Genomic DNA, 22,189 nt, shown 5'->3' with positions numbered 1-22,189 from the left:
CGGGGGCAGCGGGCCAACCTAAGGGGCGCGGGGCTGTGACATATGCGGCTCCGCCGCGTGGGCGCGACCAGCCACACTCCGCCCGCACTGTCACGACGGCCTTCAATCGGAGCGTGGGGGTGCCGCGACACTCCGCCGCACAACAATGTGCGTACCGAGCAGGTGATGCGACCCAGCCGCATGCTCGGGATCACGCAAAGCGATCCGCACAGCAGCCCTGCCAAGCTCCTCCGCAGGAGTCCGCACAGTCGTCAGCGGCGGATTGAAGTCCTCGGCCAACGGAATGTCGTTGTACCCGACGACAGAAACGTCCTCCGGAACCCGCAACCCCGCATCGGCGATAGCCCGAAGCGCCCCCGCCGCAACCATGTCGTCCCCGGCCACCACCGCAGTGAACTCCCTTGTGTCCTTGAGAAGTTCGCCCATCGCACGCAAACCGTTCGCGCGGCCCAAGCCGCAGTCGACCACCCTCGCCCCCGCCAGCGGCACCCCGTGCTCGGCCAGAGCCGCCCGGTACCCGGCGACCCGCGCGTCGAGCGCGGTGTTGCCCGGCAGCCCGCCGAGGAAGACGATCCGACGGTGCCCGGCGGACAGCAGATGCCCGGTGATCGCGCGAGCCCCCGCCTCGTTGTCGAACTCGACGACGAGGGCCGGGACATCGGGATCGGGCGTCGGCCGTCCGCAGAGCACCAGCCGCGCCCCGGACGCGTCGAGGGCCTGGGCGTAGTGGGTCACGCGTGAGCGGTACGCGTCGTCCTCGACGACCCCGCCGACCAGGATGACCAGCCGCGCCCCCTCCTCCCGCATGAGCCGGACGAAGTCCATCTCGCGCTGGGGATCCCCGCCGGTGGCGCCCACGACGCACAGCCATCCCCGGTCGGCGGCCTCCGCCTCCACCCCCTCGGCGACCTGGGCGTAGAAGGGGCTGGTGACCTGGCGTACGACGACGGCGGCCATCTTCCGGCCGCCGCCCACCAGCGCGCGGGCGTGTGCGTTGGCGACATAGTCGAGGTCACGCGCGGCACGCAGCACGCGGGCCCGGGTCGCGGCGGGCACGGGATGGTTGCCGCTGAGCGCACGCGACGCCGTGGCCACCGACACGCCCGCCCGCTCGGCGACCTCGCGAATCGTGACCCGCCCCTTGGCCGCCGGCCCCTTGGACACCATGTCGTTCCCCATCCCCCACCTCGGCTGTGCGCGGCTCACGTGTTGGCCGCGTGGTCCTTCGCGAATTCCTCGGCCATTCTGTCGCCGCCGCCGGCACGCCACTTCTTCACGGTCGCGTCCCACTCGGACAGCGGGAGGCGGCCGGCGACGATGCCGGTGACGGTGTCGTCGATGAGCGCCTTGAGCTTGGCGCCCTGGGAGTTCTTCGTCGCCGACTGCAGCCCGAAGGAGGCGTTGCGGATGGCGTACGGCACGACCTTCCGCTGCCAGGTGTGCAGGGCCCGTACGGCGTCCGGCATGCCCGGCACGAACAGCACCTGGGGCCCCTCGGCGAGGTACTTCAGCGGCAGGTTGGTGTTGTTCTCGACCTCGCCGAGCTTGGTGACCTGTGGGGAGCCGTCACCGGCGCGGGTGAAGTGGGTGCCCTCGACGCCGTAGTGGACGAGTTCCCACTCCTGGCTGCCGAAGGGGGCGGCGAGGTAGTCGAGGATGCGGAGCAGCAGCTCGATGCGCTCCTTCTTCGCCTTCTTCAGCACGGTGTAGCCGAAGGAGCGGCGGGCGGCGACGATGCCGCCGGGTTCGCCGCCGACGCTGTACGGCAGGGCCGCCGCCGGGGTCAACTTTCCTTTGCTCTCACGGTACTTGGGCAGATAGGCGCCGAAGCCGTCCTGCATGGAGCCGACCGTGCCGTTGTAGTAGAGGGTGGTCAGGTCGATCTGGGAGATGGATGTGGCGTCGGGGTGGTACGAGCCGGCCTCGCGGAGCCCGGACTGGAAGGCGATGGCCGCCTTGTAGCGTTCGTCGGCCCAGCCCGGCTGGAAGGTGCCGTCCTCGGTGACGGCCCATTCCTGGGGGGCGTTGTGGGCGGCGCCGTGGAAGGCGTTGCCGAAGTTGGAGCCGGCGGCGGCGCCCAGCGCGTAGGTCCGGCCGCCGGTGGCCTTCTTGACGACGGCGGCGAAGTCGTCCGTGGTCCAGCCCTCCTTCATGCCCGCGTCGGTGAACATGCCCTGGTTGAGCCAGAGCGTGGAGCCGGGCAGGGGGCGCTCCAGCGGGATGCCGTAGATCAGTCCGCCGATGCGGCCCATGTCGCGCCAGGCGTGGGTGGGGATGTTCGCGAGGTTGGGGTAGTCGGCGATCGCGTCGCCGGAGAGGAACGGGGTGAGGTCCTCGGCCCGGCGCCGTACGAACTCGGGCTCGCGGGGCAGGACGAAGCCGGAGAAGACGTTGATGATGTCGGGCAGGGTGTCGGGGTCGCCCGCCATGACGGTCGCCATCTTCTTCTGGTAGTCGGCCTGGGCGATGATCGTGTACTCGATCTTCACCCCGAGGGCCTTCTCGACGGCCGCCCAGAACCGGTTCGCGGAAGCGGGCTTGGGTGGGGTGCCGAACGACACCGACATGACTCTGACGGTCGAGCCGTCGCCGGGGGTGCGGGAGACGGACTTGACCAGGTCGGCGGGGTAGGCGGTGTAGCCCGCCTGGACTCCGGCCTCGGTCGGCGCGAGGTCCGGCTTCGGGCCGGTCGCGGCACGGTACGCCGGCCAGGGCGCGAGCTTCTTGCCCGCGTTGGACACGTCGCTGTCGCCGGAGCCGGTGGAGCAGGCGGTCAGCAGGGAGGGCGCGGCGGCCGCCGCGCCACCGGCGGCCAGGGAGCGGAGCAGCGTACGGCGGGACATGCGGGGCATGGGTGAACCACCTTCCATACAGGGTGCGTCAGCTCTTGATGGCGCCGGTGAGCACGCCCTTGGTGAAGTACTTCTGCAGGAACGGGTAGACGAGCAGGATCGGTACGGTGGCGATCACCAGCACCGCCATCTGCACGGTCTGCGGTGCGGTGACGGTGGCCTCGCCGGTCGTCGCGTCGGTCAGTCCGGACCCGGCGACCACGTACGTCCGCAGGACCTGTTGCAGGGGCCAGTGGTCGCTCTCCAGGTAGAGGGAGGCGTAGAACCAGGAGTTCCAGTACGCCACCGCGTAGAAGAGTCCTACGACGGCCAGCGCGGCCTTGGACAGAGGCAGGACCACCGACCACAGCACCCGCCAGTCCCCCGCCCCGTCCAGCCGCGCCGCCTCGTACAGCTCCTCGGGGATGCCCTGGAAGAAGCCGCGCAGGACGACGAGGTTGAAGACGTTCACGAGGACGGGCAGGACCAGCGAGGCGTAACTGTCCAGCAAGCCCAGCTCCTTGACCAGCAGGAAGCTCGGGATCATGCCGGGCGGGAAGAGGAACGTGAACAGGATCAGCAGCAGGACCGGCTTGCCGCCGAAGACGCCGGGCCTGGAAAGGGCGTAGGCGAGGGTGACCGTGCAGGCGAGGCTGAGCAGGGTGCCGGCGAGCGTGACTGAGGCGCTGACGCCGAGGGCGTGGGTGACGATGCCGCCGTCGAGGATGTCGCGGTACGCGTCCAGCGAGGGCTCGGTCGGCCACAGCACCCAGCCGCCGTTCTCGACGACCTCGTCGGTGGAGGCGAGGGAGGTGGAGACGATGACGAGGAACGGCACACAAACCAGGAGGACCACGGCGACGAGGGCCACCGCTTTCGCGGCCTGGGTGACGGGCTTGGGCTTCTCCATCCATCCCGGCCGAACGTGAGCGCTCACCTGTAGACCCCCTGTTCGCCGAGCCGATGAGCGACCTTGTTGGCCGCGTAGACGAGCAGGGCGCCGATGACGCCCTTGAACAGGCCCGCGGCGGCGGCGAATCCGTAGTCGCCGCCGACGATGCCCTGGTAGTAGACGAAGGTGTCGATGATCTCGGCGGTCTCCGGGCCGACCGCGTCACGCTGGAGCAGCATCTGCTCGAAGCCGACGGAGAGGATGTCGCCGAGCCGCATGATGAGCAGCAGCACGATCACCGGGCGGATGGCGGGCAGCGTGACGTGCCAGAAGCGCCGCCAGGGGCCCGCCCCGTCGATCGCGGCGGCCTCGTACTGCTGCTCGTCGACCTGGGCGAGCGCGGCGAGGAAGATGATCGTGCCCCAGCCGGCGTCCTTCCAGATGACCTGGGCGACGGTGAGCGGCCGGAAAGCGTCAGGGTTGCCGATGATGTCGACGGTGCGCAGCCCCATGCCGTCCAGGGACGAGTTGAGCAGTCCGGTGTCACCGAGGACCTGTTGGAACAGGGCGACGACGATCACCCATGAGATGAAGTGCGGCAGATACGCCACCGACTGCACGAAGCGGCGGACGCTGCTGTAGGTGAGGGTGTGCAGGAGCAGGGCGAGGGCGAGCGGCACCGGGAAGTAGAAGACGATCTGGAGGACGGCGATCCAGAGCGTGTTGATGACGGCGTCCCAGAACGCCGCGTCCTCGAACATCCGCCGAAAATTGCCCGTGCCGACCCAGGGGCTGCCCCAGATGCCGTCGAACGGCACGTACTCCTTGAAGGCGATGAGGTTGCCGGCCAGGGCGCCGTAGTGGAAGAGCAGGAAGTAGGCGAGGCCGGGGAGCATGAGCAGCGCCAGGGCGAGCGAGCCCCGGCTCTGAAAACCTTTTCGCCGCGGGGGCGCACCGTCCGGCCGACGCCGCGCCGCCCTCACCTCCTCGGTACCTGCTCGTTCCCGTAGTACAGCGGCCACGGGTCCCCCTCGGGTCTCGAAGTCGGAGTGAGGGGAAGTTAAAACGGTTTCACGACTCGGTCAACCGCCCCGACAAACAAGGGGTGTTGACCCGCTGGCCGGTTCCGGACGTTCCGCTTCTACGGCTTCACACCACGACCCACACTCCACCAGGACTTCTCCTCATCATTCGCAGTCCGAAATTCGACCCCTCCTTTTGACATGCCATTGACACGTCTTTGGGGGCCCTTGGTACACAGTGCTGCCCGGCGAGTCCTGTGCGATCCCTGTGTCCACGGGGAACGAGGAGCCCTTCGGGGAACAAGGAGCCCTTCATGGCAGTCTTGGACCACGCCCGTTTACGCCTACGCCGCATCCGTCTCCGCCGTTTCCGTCTGCGTGCCGCCCTGGTCGGCGGTGTGGCGACGGCCCTGATCATGAGTACCGCGCCCGCCACTCCCGCCCGGACGAGCGAGGCGAGACCCGCGGCCGCGGTCGAACCCGATACCAGTGATCCCCGCGAGGGCTGGCGTCCCGCCAGTGAACTCGCCGGTGACAAGGACGAACCCGGCCTCCTGGAGCGCCTCTTCGGCGGTGACGACGAGGACGAGGCCAAGAACGAAAGCGACTACGAGCCGCCCCGTATCTCCCTCGACCGCGCCCGGGGCGGCTCCTCCGTGACCCACCGAGGGGTCTCGGGCGAGGCCGACGGCGTTCGCATCGCCGTCCCCCGCACCACGCACGCCACCGGCGCCGACCTCTCCTGGAGCGCGTACCAAGGCAAGGGCCTCAGGGAGTACGAGGTCCACCGGTCCACGCGGAAGGACTTCACCCCCACCGACGAGACCCTGGTCGCCCCCGTCGGCCGGGACACCCGGAGCTTCGCCGACCGCACCGCGCCCCCGGCACTCGACGGCGACGGCGACGGCGAGGGCCGTACGTACCACTACCGGATCGTCGTCCGCACCCAGCAGGGCAAGCTGCTGGCGAGCCCGGCGCGCGCGGTCGAACTGCCCGCCGTCGGCCGGATGGCCCGCGGCGACAAGCTGCTCGCCGCCCCCGAGGGCGAGACGTACTTCCTGCCGTACACGCCGGCGCGGATGATCCCCGGCGAGAAGGCCACCGTCGAGGCGACGCTCACCAACACCACGGCCACGGTGTGGAAGAAGGGCGAGCGTGTCCTGTCGTACCGCTGGTACCTGGACGGTAAGGACGTCACCAACCTCCTCAACAAGGACGCGACCCCGCTGCCGAAGGATGTGCAGCCGGGCGAAACGGTCACCTTCGACGCGGAGTTGAAGGCCCCGGTGCTCGTCGACCCGCTCGACAAGCGGCTGACGTTCGGCCTGGAGTGGGACCTCAGGGAGAAGGCCACCGGTGACTGGCTCTCCGAGACGGACGGGGTGCCGCCGTCGAAGCACGAGGTGACGGCCGAGTACCCGACCTCCGGCCAGCTCGGTCTGGAGGACTTCTACTCGTACGCGGGGAAGAACACCGGCTCGGGTTCGGCGGTGATGAGCAATCTTCACGCCGGCAACGCGGTGTGGTCGTACAACGCCTTCTCGAACCCCTCGCTGGGCTTCTCGACGTTCCTGCGGATGGCCTACAACTCGCAGGACGCGTCCAGCACTCCGGCCGGTTTCGGCTGGTCGATGCAGGCGTCCTCGCCGGTCCGCCTCGGCACCCCGCTGGACTTCCATCCGGCCGCGCTGCTGCCCAAGCAGATCACGCTGACCGACGGCGACGGCACGAGCCATGTCTTCAGCAAGAACAAGAAGGGCGAGTGGGACTCCCCCGCCGGGGTCCACTTCCGGGTCAAGCAGCTGGAGAAGGACTGTCTGCTCCATCCGCACCAGCGGGAGGCCTGGGAGTTCCTGCGCCCGGACCGCACCCGGTTCCTCTTCGACTGCCAGGGCTATCCGAGCGCCCAGGTCGACAAGAACGGCAACCGGATGGAGTTCACGTACGAGGAGCGGCTGCTCGGGCACCCGTCGAAGCTGCTGAAGTACGTCACCGACGCCGAGGGCCGGCGCACCCTCACCGTCGACTACTGGGAGAAGGGCGAGCCCTACACGTACGTCGACAAGGACGGTGAGGTCCAGGAGGGCAAGCATCTCCTGAACCCGTTCATCATCGACAAGGTCCGTTCCGTCACCGACGTCTCCGGGCGGCGGATCGACTTCACGTTCACCGAGAAGGGCCTGCTCGCGCGGCTGACGGACGGGGCGAACTCGACGAACGACAAGCTGCGCAAAGTATTCAAGTTCAACTACGGCAAGGAGTTCGACCACCCCGGGCTGAAGCTGGTCTCCGTCACCGACCCGGAGGGGAACGCCACCAAGCTGGACTACATCGGCCCGCACGACGACAAGGACCAGCTGCACTACCTGGGGTACACCAAGGCGATCACGGACCGGCTCAAGGGCGTGACCGGGTACCGCTACAAGGACCCCGACGGCCATGACGGCAAGGGGACCGAGACGGTCGTCACGGACGCCGAGGGCAACCCGGCCACTCAGCTGATGGACGGCTACGGCCGCCCGGTGAAGCTGACCGACGCCAAGAAGCGGACCACCAAGCTGGGTTGGGACGCGGACAACAACGTCACCCGGCTTGAGGAGAACAACGGGGCGGCCCGCACCTGGAAGTACGACCCCAAGACGGGCTACCCGCTGGAGGCGAAGGACGCCGAGAGCGTCAAGAACGACCGTCCCGCCGCCACCTTCACCTACGCGACCGGCGAGAACGGCTACATCGCCGACCTGGTGCGCCGCGTCTCCCCCGAGGGCCGTACCTGGCAGTTCGGCTACGACGCGCGCGGCAACATGACCTCGGTCACCGACCCGAAGGGCGTGGCGAGCGAGCCCGACGGCGACTACACCTCCACCAACGCCTACGACGCCCGCGGCCGACTCACCTCCGCCACCGACGCGGGCGAGCACACCACGAAGTTCGAGGACCACGACCCGTCCGGATATCCGCGGGTGATCGTCGACGCCCTCGGCAACCGTACGACGACGACGTACGACGTGCGCGGCAATGTCACCGAGGTCGAGGAGGCCGACGGGGCGACGACCACGCAGACGTACGACCTGTTCGCGCGTCCGCTGGAGAACCGCAGGCCGAAGGACCAGAAGGCCGGCGTGTTCATCGTCACGCCCGCCCCGGAGTACGACCGCAACGACAACACCCTGGTCTTCACCGCCCCGAACGAGGTGTCGACCAGCAGCGAGTACGACGCGGCGGACCAGCTGCTGAAGACCACCCAGCCGGGCGACGAGGAGGGCTCGCCGGACCGGGTGTCGACGTTCACCTACGACAAGGTCGGCAACCAGCTCACCGCGACCGAGCCCAAGGGCAATCTGACCGACACCCCGGGCGACTTCACCTCGACGACGAAGTACGACGAGGTGTACCAGCCGATCGAGGCGGTCAACGCGGCCGGCAAGCGCGCCTCGGCCTTCTACAACGACGTCGGTGACCTGGTGAAGGTCGTCGACGCCCGCAAGAACGAGACCGAGGACCCGGACGACTACACCAGCAAGTTCCGCTACGACCTCGACCACCGGCTGCTGGAAACCACCGACGCTGCCGGGAAGTCGACGACGAGCACCTACGACTGGGACGGTCTGACCACCGCCACCACCGACGCGAACGGCAACCGCACCGAGCTGATCCTGGACCCCCGAGGTGCTCTGGCCGAGGCCCACGTCCCGCACGACGACGGGGTCGTCCGCAAGACGCGCTTCGAGTACGACGAGGTCGGCAACCAGACTCGGGTCATCACGCCGCGCGGTATGGAGACCGGCGACGACGCGAAGGACTTCGCCTCCGAGACGATCTACGACGAGCTGAACCGGGTCAAGGAGACCCTGAGCCCCTACGACCCCGACGACGGCCGCTACAACACACCCGACCGGACGACGTACGAGTACGACGCGCTGAGCCGGGTGAAGAAGGTCAGCGCGCCGCCGTCGGAGGGCCAGAGCGTCCGTAACGAGACGGAGTACACCTACTTCGACACCGGCTGGATCAAGACGTCCACGGACGCCTACGACATCGAGAACACCTACGAGTACAACGCTCTCGGCCAGCAGATCCAGAACACCCTGACCAGCGCGGGCGATTCGGTCAGCCGGACCCTCGACTCGTCGTTCTACCCGAGCGGCGCGCTGAAGTCCCGCTCGGACGACGGTGTTCCGGTCGGCCTCCAGGTCGCGCTCGTCGACAACTCCGACATCAACAACACGGCCACCCAGGGCACCTGGGACGAGACGGCCGCCGCGGGCTCGTACGGCTACAACGCGCAGACCCACACGGCCGGTTCGGGCGAGAACCGCTTCGTCTGGCAGCTGACGATCCCGCAGAGCGGCGACTACACCGTCTACGTCCACTACCCGAAGGTCGACGGGGCGGCCAAGGACGCCTCGTACGAGATCAAACACAAGGACGGCACGGAGACTCGCAGTCTGGACCAGACCGAACTACCGGGCGAATGGCGGTCGTTGGGCAAGTACGCCTTCGCCGAGGACACCGGTCAGACGATCACCCTCACCGACAAGGCGACCGGCACGGTCGTCGCGGACGCGGTCCGGCTGGTCCGCGACAACGAAGGGGACACGGACAACGAGGAGAAGGACTTCTCCTACCGCTACGACGCCAACGGCAACCAGATCGAGATCGTCGACAACAGCCCCGGCGTCGAGGTCGACCGCTACAGCCTGGAGTACAACGAGCTCAACCAGCTCAGCAAGGTCGTCGAGCGCGACGGCGACTCCGTGCGCAACACCACCGCGCTGACGTACGACGCCAACGGCAACACGCTGACGACGGCCCATGACCTGACCTGGAGCAAGCTGGACTACGACCCGCTGAACCGGGTCGAGCGGATCACCAACGCGGCGTCGGCGACGGCGGACGGCCGCCAGGTCACTTCGCTCGAATACACCGCCCGGGGCGAACTGGCGAAGCAGACCAAGCCGAACGGCAACGTCCTGACCGTCGACTACTACCTCGACGGTTCGACGAAGAAGACCACGGAGAAGCAATCCGACGACACCCTGGTCGCCGAACACGCCCTGAAGTACAACGCCAACGGCCACAAGGTCGAGGACGTCCTGAAGCTGATGGACGCCGACGACCACGGCGACACGATCGACAACACGTACGCGTACACGTACGACCCGCAGGACCGCATCGCGAAGGTCGCGAAGACCGGCGACGACGACAAGACGGAGGAGTACCGGCACGACGCGGCCGGCAACGTGGTCTGGCAGACGGTCGACGACACGACGACGACCCACCGCTACGACCGCAACCGCCTCCTCACCTCCACGGCGGACGGCGCGTCATCGACGTACAACTACGACCCGCTCGGCCGCCTCGACACCGTCTCCTTCGGCGGCGAGACGATCCAGAAGTACCGCTACGACGGCTTCGACCGCCCGGCGTCGATCACGGCGGGGTCCGGGGACTCCGCGAAGACGACCCGCATGACGTACGACGCCTTCGACCGCACGGTGAAGGAGGCGGTCGGCAGCGGCGACGACGCGAAGACCACGCTCTTCACCTACCTGGGCATCACGACGCACTCGCTGAAGGAGGAGGTGACGGACGAGGGTGTCACGTCCTTCCAGTACGCGTCCTGGGGCCAGAAGCTGACCCAGATCAAGGACGAGGAGGACAAGGACCCGGAGACCACGCAGTACCTCTACCACCCGCACGGTGACGTGGAGGCACTGACCGACAAGGACGGCGACACCAAAACAACGTACGGCTACACGGCGTACGGCAAGAACGACACGGCCCAGTTCACGGGGGCCGACAAGCCGGGGTCGGGCGGTGAACCGGAAGACCCGTACAACTCGTACCGCTTCAACGGCAAGCGCTACGACACGACGTCCGGCACGTACGACATGGGCTTCCGGACGTACGACCCGGGCCTGAACCGCTTCCTGACCCGCGACATGTACGGCGGCGCCCTCGCCGACATGAGCCTCACGACGGACCCCTTCACCGGCAACCGCTACGCCTTCGCCGGCGGCAACCCGATCTCGTTCATAGAGATCGACGGCCACCTGTTCGGCCTGTCATGGTCGGACATCGGTCACGCCGCACTGGACGTGGTCGGCCTGATCCCGGTCGTGGGAGAGGTCGCGGACCTGGCCAACTGCGGCTGGTACGCGGCCGAGGGCGAGTACGTGGACGCGGCCCTGTCCTGCGCCTCCGCGATCCCCTTCGCGGGGTACGGGGCGACGGCGGCGAAGGCGGCGAAGTACGGGGACGAGGCGCTGGAGGCGCTCGACACCGCGAGCGACGTGGGCCGGCAGGTCGACAACGCGACACCGCCGAGCGCGACCACGCCGTCCACGAGCAATCCTCCGTCAACCAGCGGCGCCGACACACCCCCGACGAACACGACCAACCCACCGACGAACACGACCAATCCACCGGCGGCAGACCCGGCACCCGCCCCGGCCCCGCCGAAGGTCCCGGACGCGCCGCCGGCCACGGGTGCCACCTGCAAGATCGGCAACAGCTTCACTCCCGGCACCCAGGTCCTGATGGCCGACGGCACCACGAAGCCGATCGAGGACATCGAGATCGGCGACAAGGTCGCGGCGTCGGACGTGGAGACGGACGACGCGCAGTCCCGCACGGTCACGCGCACGATCGAGGGTGACGGCACCAAGCACCTGGTCACCCTCACCGTCGACACGGACGGCAAGTCCGGCGGCAAGACGTCCACGATCACGGCCACCGACGGCCACCGGTTCTGGCTCCCGGACCTGGGCCGCTGGGTGGACGCGGACGACCTGAAGCGCGGGCAGTGGTTGAGCTCGGGGGGCGGCAGCTGGGTCCAGATCACGGCCGTCAAGGCGCGCAAGGCGCAGGCGACGGTCCACAACCTGACCGTCGAAGGCCTGCACACGTACCTCGTGCTGGCAGGTGAGACGCCCGTACTCGTGCACAACTGCGGGGGATCGGTGGGCGGCCACACCGCTGCATGCACGTGTGCCACAGGTGGAACTCCCGTCGGGCCGATCAACGCTCAGCACGCCGGTGGCAATCACCCGGTCACGGGGGTGCCGTTCGATGCCCAGGGGTTCCCGGACTTCAGCGCCTACCGGCACCCGAACGTACCGGATGTCACCATCGCCTTGACCGGCAACAGGAGGAGGGACTTCTCGGCGGCGGACAGGGCGGCCGGCATCACGGCGGCATCTCGTAAGGGCAAGTGGACATGGCATCATCACCAGGATTGCGGAGTGATGCAGCTCGTCGACATGGCCGTTCACTCGCAAACCGGCCATACCGGCGGTTTCTCGATCTGTTAGAGCGGAGTCCGGGATCATGATCTTCGACCCAGCGGATGAATCCGAGTACGTCGGCCCGCCGGTGGATGCCGAGATGATTCGGCGCGCCGAGGACGTGCTTCAGGTTCGCCTGCCGAAGAGCTACGTCGATCTGGTGTCCGTCCAGAACGGCGGCGTGCTGCGAAATCGCTGCTTCCCCACCGAATTCCCCACGTCGTGGGCGCCGGACCATGTGTGCCTCGACGTGGTCTGGGGGGTCGGGGGTACATGGGGAGTGGATGTCGTGTCACGCCGCCTGATCGCTGAATGGAGGTATCCCGAGATCGGCGTCGTCCTCGGTATCACTCCCTCCGCCGGGCACGACACGGTGATGCTCGACTATTCCGAGTGCGGGCCGCTCGGTGAGCCTTCCGTGTCGTACGTCGATGAGGACAGGGTTCCGAGGCGCCTCGCGCCTTCGTTCTCGGAGTTTCTGCACGGCCTTGTCTCGTGTCGCACCTACGGCGACGACGCGGACTGATCTCTGATCACCCGACGACCCGCCCGTTCAGCACAACCCTCAGCGGGGCCCCCAGCACGCGTACATCGGTGCGGGGGTCCCGTTCGTACACCACCAGGTCCGCTGCCGCGCCCTCGTCCAGGCCGGGGCGACCCAGCCACTCGCGGGCGCTCCAGGTTGTCGCCGACAGGGCTTCGACCGGGGGGATGCCGGCCGTGACCAGTTCCGCCACCTCCTCTGCCACCAACCCGTGGGGCAGGGTGCCGCCCGCGTCTGTGCCTACGTAGACCGGGATGCCGGCGTCGTAGGCGTTGCGGACTGTGTCGTAGCGGTGGGCGTGGAGGCGGCGCATATGGGTGGACCAGCGGGGGAATCTGGATTCGCCGCCCTCGGCCAGCTTCGGGAAGGTGGCGATGTTGACCAGGGTGGGGACGATCGCCACGCCTCGGGAAGCGAACAACGGGATCAGGTCGTCCGTCAGGCCCGTCGCGTGTTCGATGCAGTCGATGCCCGACTCGACCAGGTCGCGCAACGACGACTCCGCGAAGCAGTGGGCCGTTACGCGGGCGCCCAGGCGGTGGGCCTCCGTGATCGCCGCCTCCACCGCCTCGCGCGGCCAGCACGGTGACAGGTCACCCACCTCGCGGTCGATCCAGTCGCCCACCAGCTTCACCCAGCCGTCGCCGCGCCGGGCCTCCTGCCCCACGTACGCCACCAGGTCGTCCGGCTCGATCTCCCAGGCGTAGTTCCGGGTGTAGCGGCGGGTGCGGGCGATGTGGCGGCCGGCGCGGATGATCTTCGGGAGGTCCTCGCGGTCGTCGATCCAGCGGGTGTCGGAGGGCGAGCCCGCGTCGCGGATCAGCAGGGTGCCGGCGTCCCGGTCGGTCAGGGCCTGCTTCTCCGCCGCGTCCGCGTCCACCGGACCGTCCGCGCCGAGGCCCACGTGGCAGTGCGCGTCCACCAGGCCGGGCAGCGCCCAGCCCTCGACGGTACGGACATCCCGGGCACCGGCGGGGCGGTCGTACGACACACGGCCGTCGATCACCCACAGCTCGTCCCGGACCTCCTCGGGTCCGACCAGGATCCGGCCCTTCACATGCAGCACCGCGCGCTCGCTCATGCTCCGCACCTTAGTAGGGGCCCGCACCCCCATCAGTCCTCAGTCTCTCCGCCCACCTGGTCCGACGTCTCCTCCTCCACGTCCGCCATCGCCGGGTCCAGCAGCCTGGACAGGAAGTGGCGGGTCCGCTCGTGGGCCGGGTTGCCGATGACCTGGGCGGGAGTGCCGTCCTCGACGATCACTCCGTCGTCCATGAAGACGACGCGATCGGCGACCTCGCGGGCGAAGGTCATCTCGTGGGTCACCACCATCATCGTCATGCCCTCCTCGGCGAGCATGCGCATGACCGCGAGGACGTCGCCCACCAGTTCGGGGTCGAGCGCGGAGGTCGGCTCGTCGAAGAGCATCACCTCGGGGCCCATGGAGAGCGAGCGGGCGATGGCCACGCGCTGCTGCTGGCCGCCGGAGAGGGAGGACGGGTAGGCGTTCGCCTTCTCCGCGAGGCCCACCCGCTCCAGGTTCTCGGCGGCCACGGCGGCCGCCTTCGCCTTGTCCCGCTTGAGAACCCGGCGCTGCGGCAGGGTCAGGTTCTCGGTCACCGTGAGGTGCGGGAAGAGGTTGAACTGCTGGAAGACCATGCCGATACGGCGGCGTACGGCGTCGATGTCGACGTCGGGGTCCGTCAACTCCGTTCCGCCGACGAAGACCTGGCCCTTGGTGGGCTCCTCCAGGAGGTTCACGCACCGCAGCAGCGTCGACTTGCCGGAGCCTGAGGGGCCGATGACGCACACGACCTCACCCTGGTTGATCTCCAGGTCGATGCCGCGCAGCACCTCGTTGTCGCCGAACGACTTGTGCAGTCCGCGTACTTCGATTTCCGATCGGCTCATTTCACGGCCTCCTGAGCCTTCGCCTCCATGCGCCGCACGACGAAGCCGAGCGGGATGGTCACCAGCAGGTAGCACAGGCCGGCGACGAGGATCGGCGTGGAGTTGGCGGTGGTACTGGCCAGATCGCGGCCGTACTTGGACAGTTCGCGCTCATCCAGGGTGACGCCGAGGAACAGGACGAGTGAGGAGTCCTTGAACAGCAACACCAACTCGTTGGTGAGGGGCGGCAGGATGATCCTGAACGCCTGGGGGATGATGATCGAGATCATGGCACGGGCGGGTGAGAAGCCCAGTGAGCGGGCCGCTTCCATCTGCCCCTTGGGGACGGCCTGGATGCCCGCCCGGATGGTCTCCGCCATGTACGCCGCCGCTACCAGGCCGAGCGCCAGGGCGACCTTGCCGTAGGTGCCGCCGACGATCTCCGTGCCGGGGAAGGCGAGCGGGACGGCGACGCCGATGAAGATGAAGATCAGCAGGGCGGGCAGACCGCGGAAGATCTCGATGTACACACCGGCGAACCAGCGGTACGGGCCCACCGACGACAGCCGCATCAGCGCGATGACCATGCCGAGCACCAGGCCGACGGCGAAGCCGGACAGGGTGTAGAGCACGGTGTTCTTCAGCGCCATGGTGATGACGTCGGGGAACATCTGCTCGGCGATGTCGGCCTGCGCGAACTGGTTCTTCAGCCGGTCCCAGTCGGCCGAGACCGCGAAGGCGATCACGGCGGCGACGAAGACGGCGTACTGGACGCCGCGCGAGAGGCTGCGCTTCTGGCGCCGGGTCAGGCCCTTCTTCTTCGGCTGAAGCGACCGGGACGGCTGGGGCGGTATGTCCGTGTCCGTCATGGGGTCAGGAGGCCGAGGCCGACGGGGAGGCGGAGGCGGAGGCGGCGCTCTCGTCGTACGGGCCGATCCACTGCTCGTACAGCTCGCGGTACACGCCGTCGGCCTTGGCCTCGGCGAGCGCCTTGTTGACGGCGGCGAGGAGCTTGGCGTTGCCCTTCTTGACCGTGAAGCCGTACTGCTCACCGGTGTTGATCTGCTCGGCGACCTCGAAGGCGTCGGCGTTGGCCTTGTCCTTCAGCCAGCCCTGGACGACCGGGTAGTCGATGACGACGGCGTCGACCTGGCCGGCGCGCAGACCGTTGAGGACGGCGTCGGAGGACTCGAAGGAGACCGGGTCGAGGCCCTGGCTCTTGGCGTAGTCCTCACCGGTGGTCTGCGCCTGGGTGCCGACCTTCTTGCCCTCGAGGTCCGCGAAGGAGCCGATGCCGGCCTTCTTGTCGGCGAGGACGGCCTGGGTGGCGTCGAAGTACGGGTCGGAGAAGTCGACGTTCTTCTTGCGCTCCTCGGTGATCGTCATGCCGGCCGCGGCGAGGTCGCACTCGCCGGAGTTCAGGAAGGCACCCGTCTTGAAGTTCTCGAACGGCGTGTCGAGGATCTCCTGCTTCACGCCCAGGTCCTCGGCGACGAGGTCGATCAGCGACACGTCGAAGCCCTGCACCTTGCCGTCGATCTCCGACTGGAACGGCGGGTACGGGAGGTGGGTGCAGGTGGTGAGCTGACCGGCCTTGACCAGCTCGACCCCACCGGCGGCGGTCGTGGTGCCGCTGCCGCCGTCGTCGGTCGAGGAGCAGCCGGCGACGAACAGCATCCCGGCCGTGGCGGTGGTGGCGGCCAGGATGCGGGACCGGCGTCCGAGGACCGAGTTCACGGGGAGACCTCCTGTGAGGGAAAGAAAGAAAACAGAGAGAGCGCAGACTTCCGATTATAAGGAGATGTTTGACTTGCTCAAACCAATCCGATGGCTACTGGGCCGCCTGGCCTCAGATGTCGTCGGTGCGGGGCGAGTTGGGGCCGTCAGTACTCCTCGACATGCCATCGGCACTCCTTGACACGCCGTCGATACCCTCGACACCACCTACCCCGGTCTACCCCGTGAGCGAAGAGAGCACCCCGTGACGCACCCGTTTCTGGACCTGGCCCCGTTGAGCGCGGCGCACTTCGCGTCGATCGAGGACCGGGTGGCCCGGCTGCTCTCCACCGAGCAGGACGTGGTGATCACGCAGGGCGAGGCGTTGCTGCCGCTGGAGGGGGCGATCCGGGGGGCCGCCGGGCCCGGTACGACCGCGCTGAACGTGATCACCGGTCCGTATGGGCAGACCTTCGGGAACTGGCTGCGGGACTGCGGGGCGACGGTCGTGGACCTGGCGGTGCCCTTCCACACGGCGGTCACGGCCGCGCGGATCCGGGAGGCCTTCGCCGAGCACCCGGCCATCGACTTCGTGTCCCTGGTGCACGCGGAGGCGGCGACCGGCAACACGAACCCCGTCGCGGAGATCGGCGAGGTCGTACGCGAGCACGGCGCCCTCTTCTACCTCGACGCCGTCGCGTCCGTCGGCGCCGAGCCGGTGCTGCCCGACGCCTGGGGTGTGGACCTGTGCGTCATCGGCGCGCAGAAGGCCATGGGTGGGCCGGCCGGGGTGTCGGCGATCTCCGTGAGCGAGCGGGCGTGGGCCCGGATGGCCGCGAATCCTCGGGCTCCGCGGCGGTCGTACCTCTCGCTCCTCGACTGGAAGGAGCGCTGGATCGACGGCGGCCGACGCGCCCTTCTCCACGCGCCCGCCCAGCTGGAGATGCTCGCCCTGGAGGCCTGCCTGGAGCGGATCGAGGCGGCGGGGCCGGCCACGGTGATGGCCCGGCACGCGTCCGCCGCCGCGGCGACCCGGGCCGGTGCGCTCGCGCTGGGCGGCGGCCTGGAGCCGTACGTGTACGAGGCGCGGGACGCGGCGCCCGTCGCCACGACCCTCCGCGTCCCCGCCAGGGTCGACGCCTCCGAGCTGGTCGCCAGGGCGCTGGCCGCGGACCCCGCCCTGCCGCTGGCCGCGGGCGGCGGCGCCCTCGCCAAGGAGATGGTCCGGGTGAACCACTACGGCCCGGACGCCTCCCCCGAGGCAGTAGACGGCAGCCTGGCCGGGCTGGGGGCGGCGATGGCCGAGGCGGGGCTGACGGTCGACTTGGAGGGGGCTCGTCGGGCGGCTTCGGAGACTTGGGGATAGGCGCCGGGGGCGCGTGCGAGGGTGGGCTCTTGACTTCCTTCCCCTCGTGAACGAGGGGGATTCCTATGGCTCGCGCCGTGGGGTTTTCTGCTTCACCGCCGACTGCCCGCCCGGAGTTCTCCGTTGAGGTCTTACACCAGCTCCACAGACAGACACCGCCAGCCCGGCGGCCAGAAGGTTCTTCGCCGCGTTCACGTCCCGGTCATGGGCCGTGCCACAGCTGCCACACGTCCAGGTTCGGACGCCCAGCGGCATCTCCGGCTGGAGGGTGCCGCAGGCGGAGCACAGTTTGGACGAGGGGAAGAAGCGGTCGACCGCGATCACTTCCCGTCCGTACCAGTCGGCCTTGTACTCCAGCATGCTTCGGAACTGAGACCACGCGGCATCGCTGATCGCGCGGGCCAGGCTCCGGTTCTTGACCATGTTGCGTACGGTCAGATCCTCGATCACGAGCGTTTGGTTCTCACGCACGAGTCGAGTCGTCAGTTTGTGCAGCACATCCCGCCGGCGATCGGCGATCCGGGCGTGGATCTTTGCGACCTTCGCCCGGGCCTTGCGCCGGTTGGCGCCATCGCCCTTGGCCTTGCGGGACAGTTCCTGCTGAGCCTTCGCCAGCTTGCACCGGTCCCTGCGCTCGTGCCTGGGGTTGGCGATCTTCTCCCCGGTGGAGAGGGTGAGCAGGTGGTCCAGGCCGACATCGATACCGACTGCCGCATCGGCAGCCGCGAGCGGCTTCACCCATGGGTCCTCGCACAGCAGGGAGACGAACCAGCGTCCCGCGCTGTCCCGGCTGACGGTCACCGTGGTCGGCGTGGCCCCGTCGGGCAGGGGACGCGACCAGACGATATCGAGCGGGTCGGCCATCTTCGCCAGCGTCAGGCGCCCGTCGCGGAAGCGGAACGCCGAGGAGGTGTACTCCGCGCTCGCACGGGACTTCTTCTTCGCCTTGAAGCGCGGGTACTTGGCGCGTTTGGCGAAGAAGTTCGCGAAGGCGGTCTGCAGATGCCGCAGTGCCTGCTGCAGCGGGACGGAGGAGACGTCGCCCAGGTAGGCCAGTTCCTCGGTCTTCTTCCACGCCGTCAGCATCACCGAGGTCTGGTTGTAGTTGACCCGCTCCAGCCGCGCCCAGGCCTCGGTGCGGGCCGCGAGCGCCATGTTGTAGACCTTCCGCACGCATCCGAACGTGCGCGACAGCTCGGCTGCCTGCGCATCGGTCGGATAGAAGCGGTACTTGAACGCCCGCTTCACGTGAGTGACCATGACTCACAAACTAGCATATCAACTTGTGAGCATGCTGGAGTAGTTGATGGTCGACGCCGATCCACCCGGAGGGCGAATCGGCTTTCCCTGCCCTGCTCCACAGGAGTCCGTCCCCTCCCCCGCCTGAAGGCGGGGGTATCCACGGAGGAATCCCGATGACCACTTCCGAGCCCACCGACGCCACGAGCACGCCCACCGACGCCACAGCCCCGCCCGCCGACGGTACGACGACGCCCGCCACCCTCCCCGACGGTCGCCCCATCCCCCTGATGACCGGCGACGAGGGCTCCACGCTGGAGAGTTGGCTGGAGTTCCATCGGGCCACCTTGGAGTTGAAGTGTGCGGGGCTGGATGACACGCAGGCGCGGACGGCGTCGGCGGAGCCGTCGGAGCTCACGCTGCTGGGGCTCGTGCAGCATCTGACGGAGGTCGAACGGAACTGGTTCCAGCGGGTGTTCGCGGGCGTGGACGCTCCCTACGTGTACGAGGAGGGGACGGGTTACCGGCTCTCCCCGGAGCGCGGGCTCGACAAGGCGCTCGACATCTGGCGGCGGGAGGTCGCCCGCAGTCGCGCGACGGTGGCGGGACGTGCTCTCGACTCGCTCGGGCGGATCCCGGACGGCCAGATGATGGGCGGGATGGAGGTCAGCCTCCGGTGGATCCTGATCCACATGATCGAGGAGTACGCCCGGCACAACGGCCACGCCGACATCGTGCGCGAACGCATCGACGGCGTCACCGGCGCGTGACCGCATCACCCTTTCCCGGACTCTCCGCAAAGATTTCCCAACGAGAATCCCATCGGATTAATCCAAGCAGAGCCCCGTTTTCTTCTGCCCAGTCCCCTCTCTCGTAAACGCACATATTTAACGAGCGACGAGGGGGCAACAATTCGAGCCGATATCGCGAGTGTTGCAGAAATGTGACCTACTCCACAAGGGGTCCTTTTTGTGTGGTAATTTCCGGTCAAACCTACACATTTCGACACCCTTCTCGTGCGCTCGCCCGCGCCCGCGCGATAACACATGAACAGCCCATACGTAACCCCGAGCGGTAATGCAATTAAAAATCTCCCTCGGTAAATTCAAGCCACATGACTGCCGCACAAGCAGAAATGGAAATCGCGGAAGGGATTCGGATCGATCGCCCGGACGTGGCGGACGGCGCCGCGCTGTGGCGTATCGCCGGGGACTCCGGAACCCTCGATCTGAACTCGTCGTACAGCTATCTGCTGTGGTGCCGTGACTTCGCCGACACCTCGGCGGTGGCGCGGGACGAGACGGGTGAACCGGTCGGGTTCGTGACGGGGTACGTGCGGCCGGAACGGCCGGACACCCTCCTCGTGTGGCAGGTGGCCGTCGACGAGGCGCACCGGGGGCGCGGGCTCGCCGCCGCGCTGCTGGACGGGCTCACCGCACGGGTCGCCCGTCGGCAGGCCCTGACCACCGTCGAGACCACCATCACACCGGGCAACACCGCGTCCGAGCGCCTGTTCGCCGCGTACGCCGAACGTCACGGCGCGAGCATCGAGCGCACCGTCCTGTTCGAGGCGGCCGACTTCCCGGACGGCTCTCACGAGCCGGAGGTCCTGCACCGCATCGGCCCGCTCGCCGTCTGAACCCGAAGAAGTACGAAGAGCTCTCCCCGCACTCACTCCCCACGCATCGAGGAGCGATCGACCGTGACCATCACCCAGCCCGACCTGAGCGTCTTCGAGACCCTGGAGTCCGAGGTGCGCAGCTACTGCCGCGGCTGGCCCACCGTCTTCGACCGCGCGCAGGGCAGCCGTATGTACGACGAGGACGGCCACACGTATCTGGACTTCTTCGCCGGCGCCGGTTCGCTCAACTACGGCCACAACAACCCCGTACTCAAACGTGCCCTCATCGACTATCTGGAGCGGGACGGCGTCACCCACGGGCTCGACATGTCGACGACCGCGAAGCGGGCCTTCCTGGAGTCGTTCCAGAACCTGGTGCTGCGGCCGCGCGATCTGCCGTACAAGGTCATGTTCCCGGGGCCGACCGGCACCAACGCGGTCGAGTCCGCGCTGAAGCTGGCCCGGAAGGTGAAGGGACGGGAGGCGATCGTCTCCTTCACCAACGCCTTCCACGGGATGTCCCTCGGGTCCCTCGCCGTCACCGGCAACGCCTTCAAGCGGGCCGGGGCCGGTATCCCGCTCGTGCACGGCACGCCCATGCCGTTCGACAACTACTTCGACGGCACGGTCGAGGACTTCCTGTGGTTCGAGCGGCTCCTGGAGGACCAGGGCTCCGGACTCAACAAGCCCGCCGCCGTGATCGTGGAGACCGTACAGGGCGAGGGCGGCATCAACGTCGCCCGCCCGGAGTGGCTGCGCGCGCTCGCCGACCTGTGCGAGCGGCAGGACATGCTGCTGATCGTCGACGACATCCAGATGGGCTGCGGGCGTACGGGGGCCTTCTTCTCGTTCGAGGAGGCGGGCATCACCCCCGACATCGTCACCGTCTCCAAGTCCATCAGCGGGTACGGACTGCCCATGTCGCTGTGCCTGTTCAAGCCCGAGCTGGACATCTGGGAGCCGGGCGAGCACAACGGCACGTTCCGCGGCAACAACCCCGCGTTCGTGACGGCCACCGCCGCCCTTGAGACGTACTGGGCGGACGGCTCCGCCATGGAGAAGCAGACCCGGGCGCGCGGCGAGCAGATCGAGCAGGCGCTGATCTCGATCACCGAGGAGAACCTCGCCGATGTGAAGGAGTACCGGGGGCGCGGGCTGGTGTGGGGCATCGAGTTCCACAACAAGGATCGCGCGGAGCGGATCGCCCGGCGGGCCTTCGAACTCGGGCTGCTGATCGAGACGTCCGGCCCGGAGGGCGAGGTCGTCAAACTGCTGCCCGCCCTCACCATCACCCCCGAAGAACTGGACGAGGGCCTGCGCACGCTGGCCCGCGCCGTCCGCGAAACCGTCTGAGAAGGAGGCCTGAACCGACCGTGATCGTCCGTTCTTTCAAGGATCTCGAAGGCACCGACCGCCACGTACAGTCCGCGTCCGGCACATGGGAGAGCAAACGCATCGTCCTCGCCAAGGAGAGGGTGGGCTTCTCCCTGCACGAGACGGTCCTCTACGCCGGTACGGAGACGTCGATGTGGTACGCGAACCACATCGAGGCCGTGGTGTGCGTCGAGGGCGAGGCCGAGCTCACCGACGACGAGACCGGGCGGAAGTACACGATCACGCCCGGCACCATGTACCTCCTCGACGGGCACGAGCGGCACACGATGCGGATCAAGGAGGACTTCCGCTGCATCTGCGTCTTCAACCCGCCCGTGACCGGCCGGGAGGACCACGACGAGAACGGCGTCTACCCCCTGCTCACCGAACCCGAGGAGGTGTGAC

16 protein-coding genes are annotated in these 22,189 nt (G+C 68.2%); 7 read left to right on the top strand and 9 right to left on the bottom strand.

All coding sequences use genetic code 11. The features are described 5' to 3' along the window. Positions 1–102: 102 nt before the first annotated feature. From F3T56_RS08980 to F3T56_RS08965, 4 genes are read right to left on the bottom strand one after another with little or no spacing between them, the layout of a single operon-like run. Positions 103–1,179, bottom strand: a complete 1,077-nt coding sequence (locus F3T56_RS08980) for a LacI family DNA-binding transcriptional regulator (RefSeq protein WP_149824176.1) — start codon at positions 1,177–1,179, stop codon at positions 103–105. Positions 1,180–1,202: 23 nt separating this feature from the next. Further along, entirely contained in the window at positions 1,203–2,852 is a 1,650-nt protein-coding gene (locus F3T56_RS08975) for an extracellular solute-binding protein (RefSeq protein WP_149824175.1), read from the bottom strand. Positions 2,853–2,880: 28 nt separating this feature from the next. After that, positions 2,881–3,768 carry a carbohydrate ABC transporter permease gene (locus F3T56_RS08970; protein WP_149824174.1) on the bottom strand — a complete coding sequence of 296 codons (888 nt, stop codon included), beginning with the start codon at positions 3,766–3,768 and terminating at the stop codon, positions 2,881–2,883. Next, positions 3,765–4,619, bottom strand: a complete 855-nt coding sequence (locus F3T56_RS08965) for an ABC transporter permease (protein ID WP_149824305.1) — start codon at positions 4,617–4,619, stop codon at positions 3,765–3,767. The genes F3T56_RS08970 and F3T56_RS08965 overlap by 4 nt, the downstream gene beginning before the upstream one ends. 440 nt (positions 4,620–5,059) lie before the next feature. On the opposite strand from F3T56_RS08965, the gene F3T56_RS08960 reads away from it, so the two are divergent. Together F3T56_RS08960 and F3T56_RS08955 are read left to right on the top strand one after the other, a co-directional pair. Continuing rightward, positions 5,060–12,061 carry a golvesin C-terminal-like domain-containing protein gene (locus tag F3T56_RS08960; protein WP_149824173.1) on the top strand — a complete coding sequence of 2,334 codons (7,002 nt, stop codon included), beginning with the start codon at positions 5,060–5,062 and terminating at the stop codon, positions 12,059–12,061. A 16-nt stretch (positions 12,062–12,077) separates the two neighbouring features. Further along, on the top strand, positions 12,078–12,560 hold the full coding sequence (locus F3T56_RS08955) for an SMI1/KNR4 family protein (RefSeq protein WP_149824172.1): 483 nt from the start codon (positions 12,078–12,080) through the stop codon (positions 12,558–12,560). 7 nt (positions 12,561–12,567) lie between these two features. On the opposite strand, the gene F3T56_RS08950 is transcribed toward F3T56_RS08955, so the two are convergent. Genes F3T56_RS08950 through F3T56_RS08935 form a run of 4 tightly spaced genes read right to left on the bottom strand, consistent with a single transcriptional unit; the run spans position 12,568 to position 16,205 of the window. Further along, entirely contained in the window at positions 12,568–13,659 is a 1,092-nt protein-coding gene (locus tag F3T56_RS08950; protein ID WP_149824171.1) for an amidohydrolase family protein, read from the bottom strand. A 32-nt stretch (positions 13,660–13,691) separates the two neighbouring features. Beyond that, on the bottom strand, positions 13,692–14,489 hold the full coding sequence (locus F3T56_RS08945; protein ID WP_149824170.1) for an amino acid ABC transporter ATP-binding protein: 798 nt from the start codon (positions 14,487–14,489) through the stop codon (positions 13,692–13,694). Next, positions 14,486–15,337: an amino acid ABC transporter permease gene (locus F3T56_RS08940; protein ID WP_149824169.1), complete on the bottom strand. Its 852-nt coding sequence runs from the start codon at positions 15,335–15,337 to the stop codon at positions 14,486–14,488. The genes F3T56_RS08945 and F3T56_RS08940 overlap by 4 nt, the downstream gene beginning before the upstream one ends. Before the next feature lie 4 nt (positions 15,338–15,341). Further along, positions 15,342–16,205 carry a transporter substrate-binding domain-containing protein gene (locus tag F3T56_RS08935; RefSeq protein ID WP_149824168.1) on the bottom strand — a complete coding sequence of 288 codons (864 nt, stop codon included), beginning with the start codon at positions 16,203–16,205 and terminating at the stop codon, positions 15,342–15,344. A gap of 244 nt (positions 16,206–16,449) precedes the next feature. On the opposite strand from F3T56_RS08935, the gene F3T56_RS08930 reads away from it, so the two are divergent. After that, the gene (locus tag F3T56_RS08930) at positions 16,450–17,550 is read left to right on the top strand and encodes a pyridoxal-phosphate-dependent aminotransferase family protein (RefSeq protein ID WP_149824167.1); all 1,101 of its coding nucleotides are present in this window, start codon (positions 16,450–16,452) and stop codon (positions 17,548–17,550) included. 63 nt (positions 17,551–17,613) lie between these two features. Here F3T56_RS08930 and F3T56_RS08925 read toward each other — a convergent pair whose 3' ends face one another. Beyond that, positions 17,614–18,810 carry an RNA-guided endonuclease InsQ/TnpB family protein gene (locus tag F3T56_RS08925; RefSeq protein ID WP_149824166.1) on the bottom strand — a complete coding sequence of 399 codons (1,197 nt, stop codon included), beginning with the start codon at positions 18,808–18,810 and terminating at the stop codon, positions 17,614–17,616. A gap of 155 nt (positions 18,811–18,965) precedes the next feature. Here F3T56_RS08925 and F3T56_RS08920 point away from each other — a divergent pair, with 155 nt between their 5' ends. The 4 genes from F3T56_RS08920 (at position 18,966) to F3T56_RS08905 (ending at position 22,188) form a co-directional block, all read left to right on the top strand. Beyond that, positions 18,966–19,559, top strand: a complete 594-nt coding sequence (locus F3T56_RS08920) for a DinB family protein (RefSeq protein WP_149824165.1) — start codon at positions 18,966–18,968, stop codon at positions 19,557–19,559. 344 nt (positions 19,560–19,903) lie between these two features. Further along, a complete protein-coding gene (gene ectA, locus F3T56_RS08915) occupies positions 19,904–20,428 on the top strand; it encodes a diaminobutyrate acetyltransferase (protein ID WP_172638861.1) in 525 nt (174 codons plus the stop codon). Positions 20,429–20,491: 63 nt separating this feature from the next. Further along, positions 20,492–21,763: a diaminobutyrate--2-oxoglutarate transaminase gene (gene ectB / locus F3T56_RS08910; RefSeq protein ID WP_149824164.1), complete on the top strand. Its 1,272-nt coding sequence runs from the start codon at positions 20,492–20,494 to the stop codon at positions 21,761–21,763. 20 nt (positions 21,764–21,783) lie between these two features. Then, positions 21,784–22,188: an ectoine synthase gene (locus F3T56_RS08905; protein ID WP_149824163.1), complete on the top strand. Its 405-nt coding sequence runs from the start codon at positions 21,784–21,786 to the stop codon at positions 22,186–22,188. Position 22,189 lies beyond the last annotated feature (1 nt).

Origin of the sequence: Streptomyces tailanensis (assembly GCF_008386495.1) — a bacterium.
Lineage (GTDB): Bacteria > Actinomycetota > Actinomycetes > Streptomycetales > Streptomycetaceae > Streptomyces > Streptomyces tailanensis.
Note: the sequence above shows the minus strand (reverse complement) of the source record. Positions and strands in the feature narration are given on the sequence as shown.

What these genes read in the sequence shown, in the direction of transcription:
- F3T56_RS08965 (WP_149824305.1), bottom strand. Translation starts at nt 4,619, where the DNA reads ATGCTCCCCGGCCTCGCCTACTTCCTGCTCTTCCACTACGGCGCCCTG.
- F3T56_RS08960 (WP_149824173.1), top strand. Translation starts at nt 5,060, where the DNA reads ATGGCAGTCTTGGACCACGCCCGTTTACGCCTACGCCGCATCCGTCTC.
- F3T56_RS08950 (WP_149824171.1), bottom strand. Translation starts at nt 13,659, where the DNA reads ATGAGCGAGCGCGCGGTGCTGCATGTGAAGGGCCGGATCCTGGTCGGA.
- F3T56_RS08945 (WP_149824170.1), bottom strand. Translation starts at nt 14,489, where the DNA reads ATGAGCCGATCGGAAATCGAAGTACGCGGACTGCACAAGTCGTTCGGC.
- F3T56_RS08980 (WP_149824176.1), bottom strand. Translation starts at nt 1,179, where the DNA reads ATGGGGAACGACATGGTGTCCAAGGGGCCGGCGGCCAAGGGGCGGGTC.
- ectA (WP_172638861.1), top strand. Translation starts at nt 19,904, where the DNA reads ATGACTGCCGCACAAGCAGAAATGGAAATCGCGGAAGGGATTCGGATC.
- F3T56_RS08955 (WP_149824172.1), top strand. Translation starts at nt 12,078, where the DNA reads ATGATCTTCGACCCAGCGGATGAATCCGAGTACGTCGGCCCGCCGGTG.
- F3T56_RS08925 (WP_149824166.1), bottom strand. Translation starts at nt 18,810, where the DNA reads ATGGTCACTCACGTGAAGCGGGCGTTCAAGTACCGCTTCTATCCGACC.
- F3T56_RS08940 (WP_149824169.1), bottom strand. Translation starts at nt 15,337, where the DNA reads ATGACGGACACGGACATACCGCCCCAGCCGTCCCGGTCGCTTCAGCCG.
- F3T56_RS08920 (WP_149824165.1), top strand. Translation starts at nt 18,966, where the DNA reads ATGACCACTTCCGAGCCCACCGACGCCACGAGCACGCCCACCGACGCC.
- F3T56_RS08975 (WP_149824175.1), bottom strand. Translation starts at nt 2,852, where the DNA reads ATGCCCCGCATGTCCCGCCGTACGCTGCTCCGCTCCCTGGCCGCCGGT.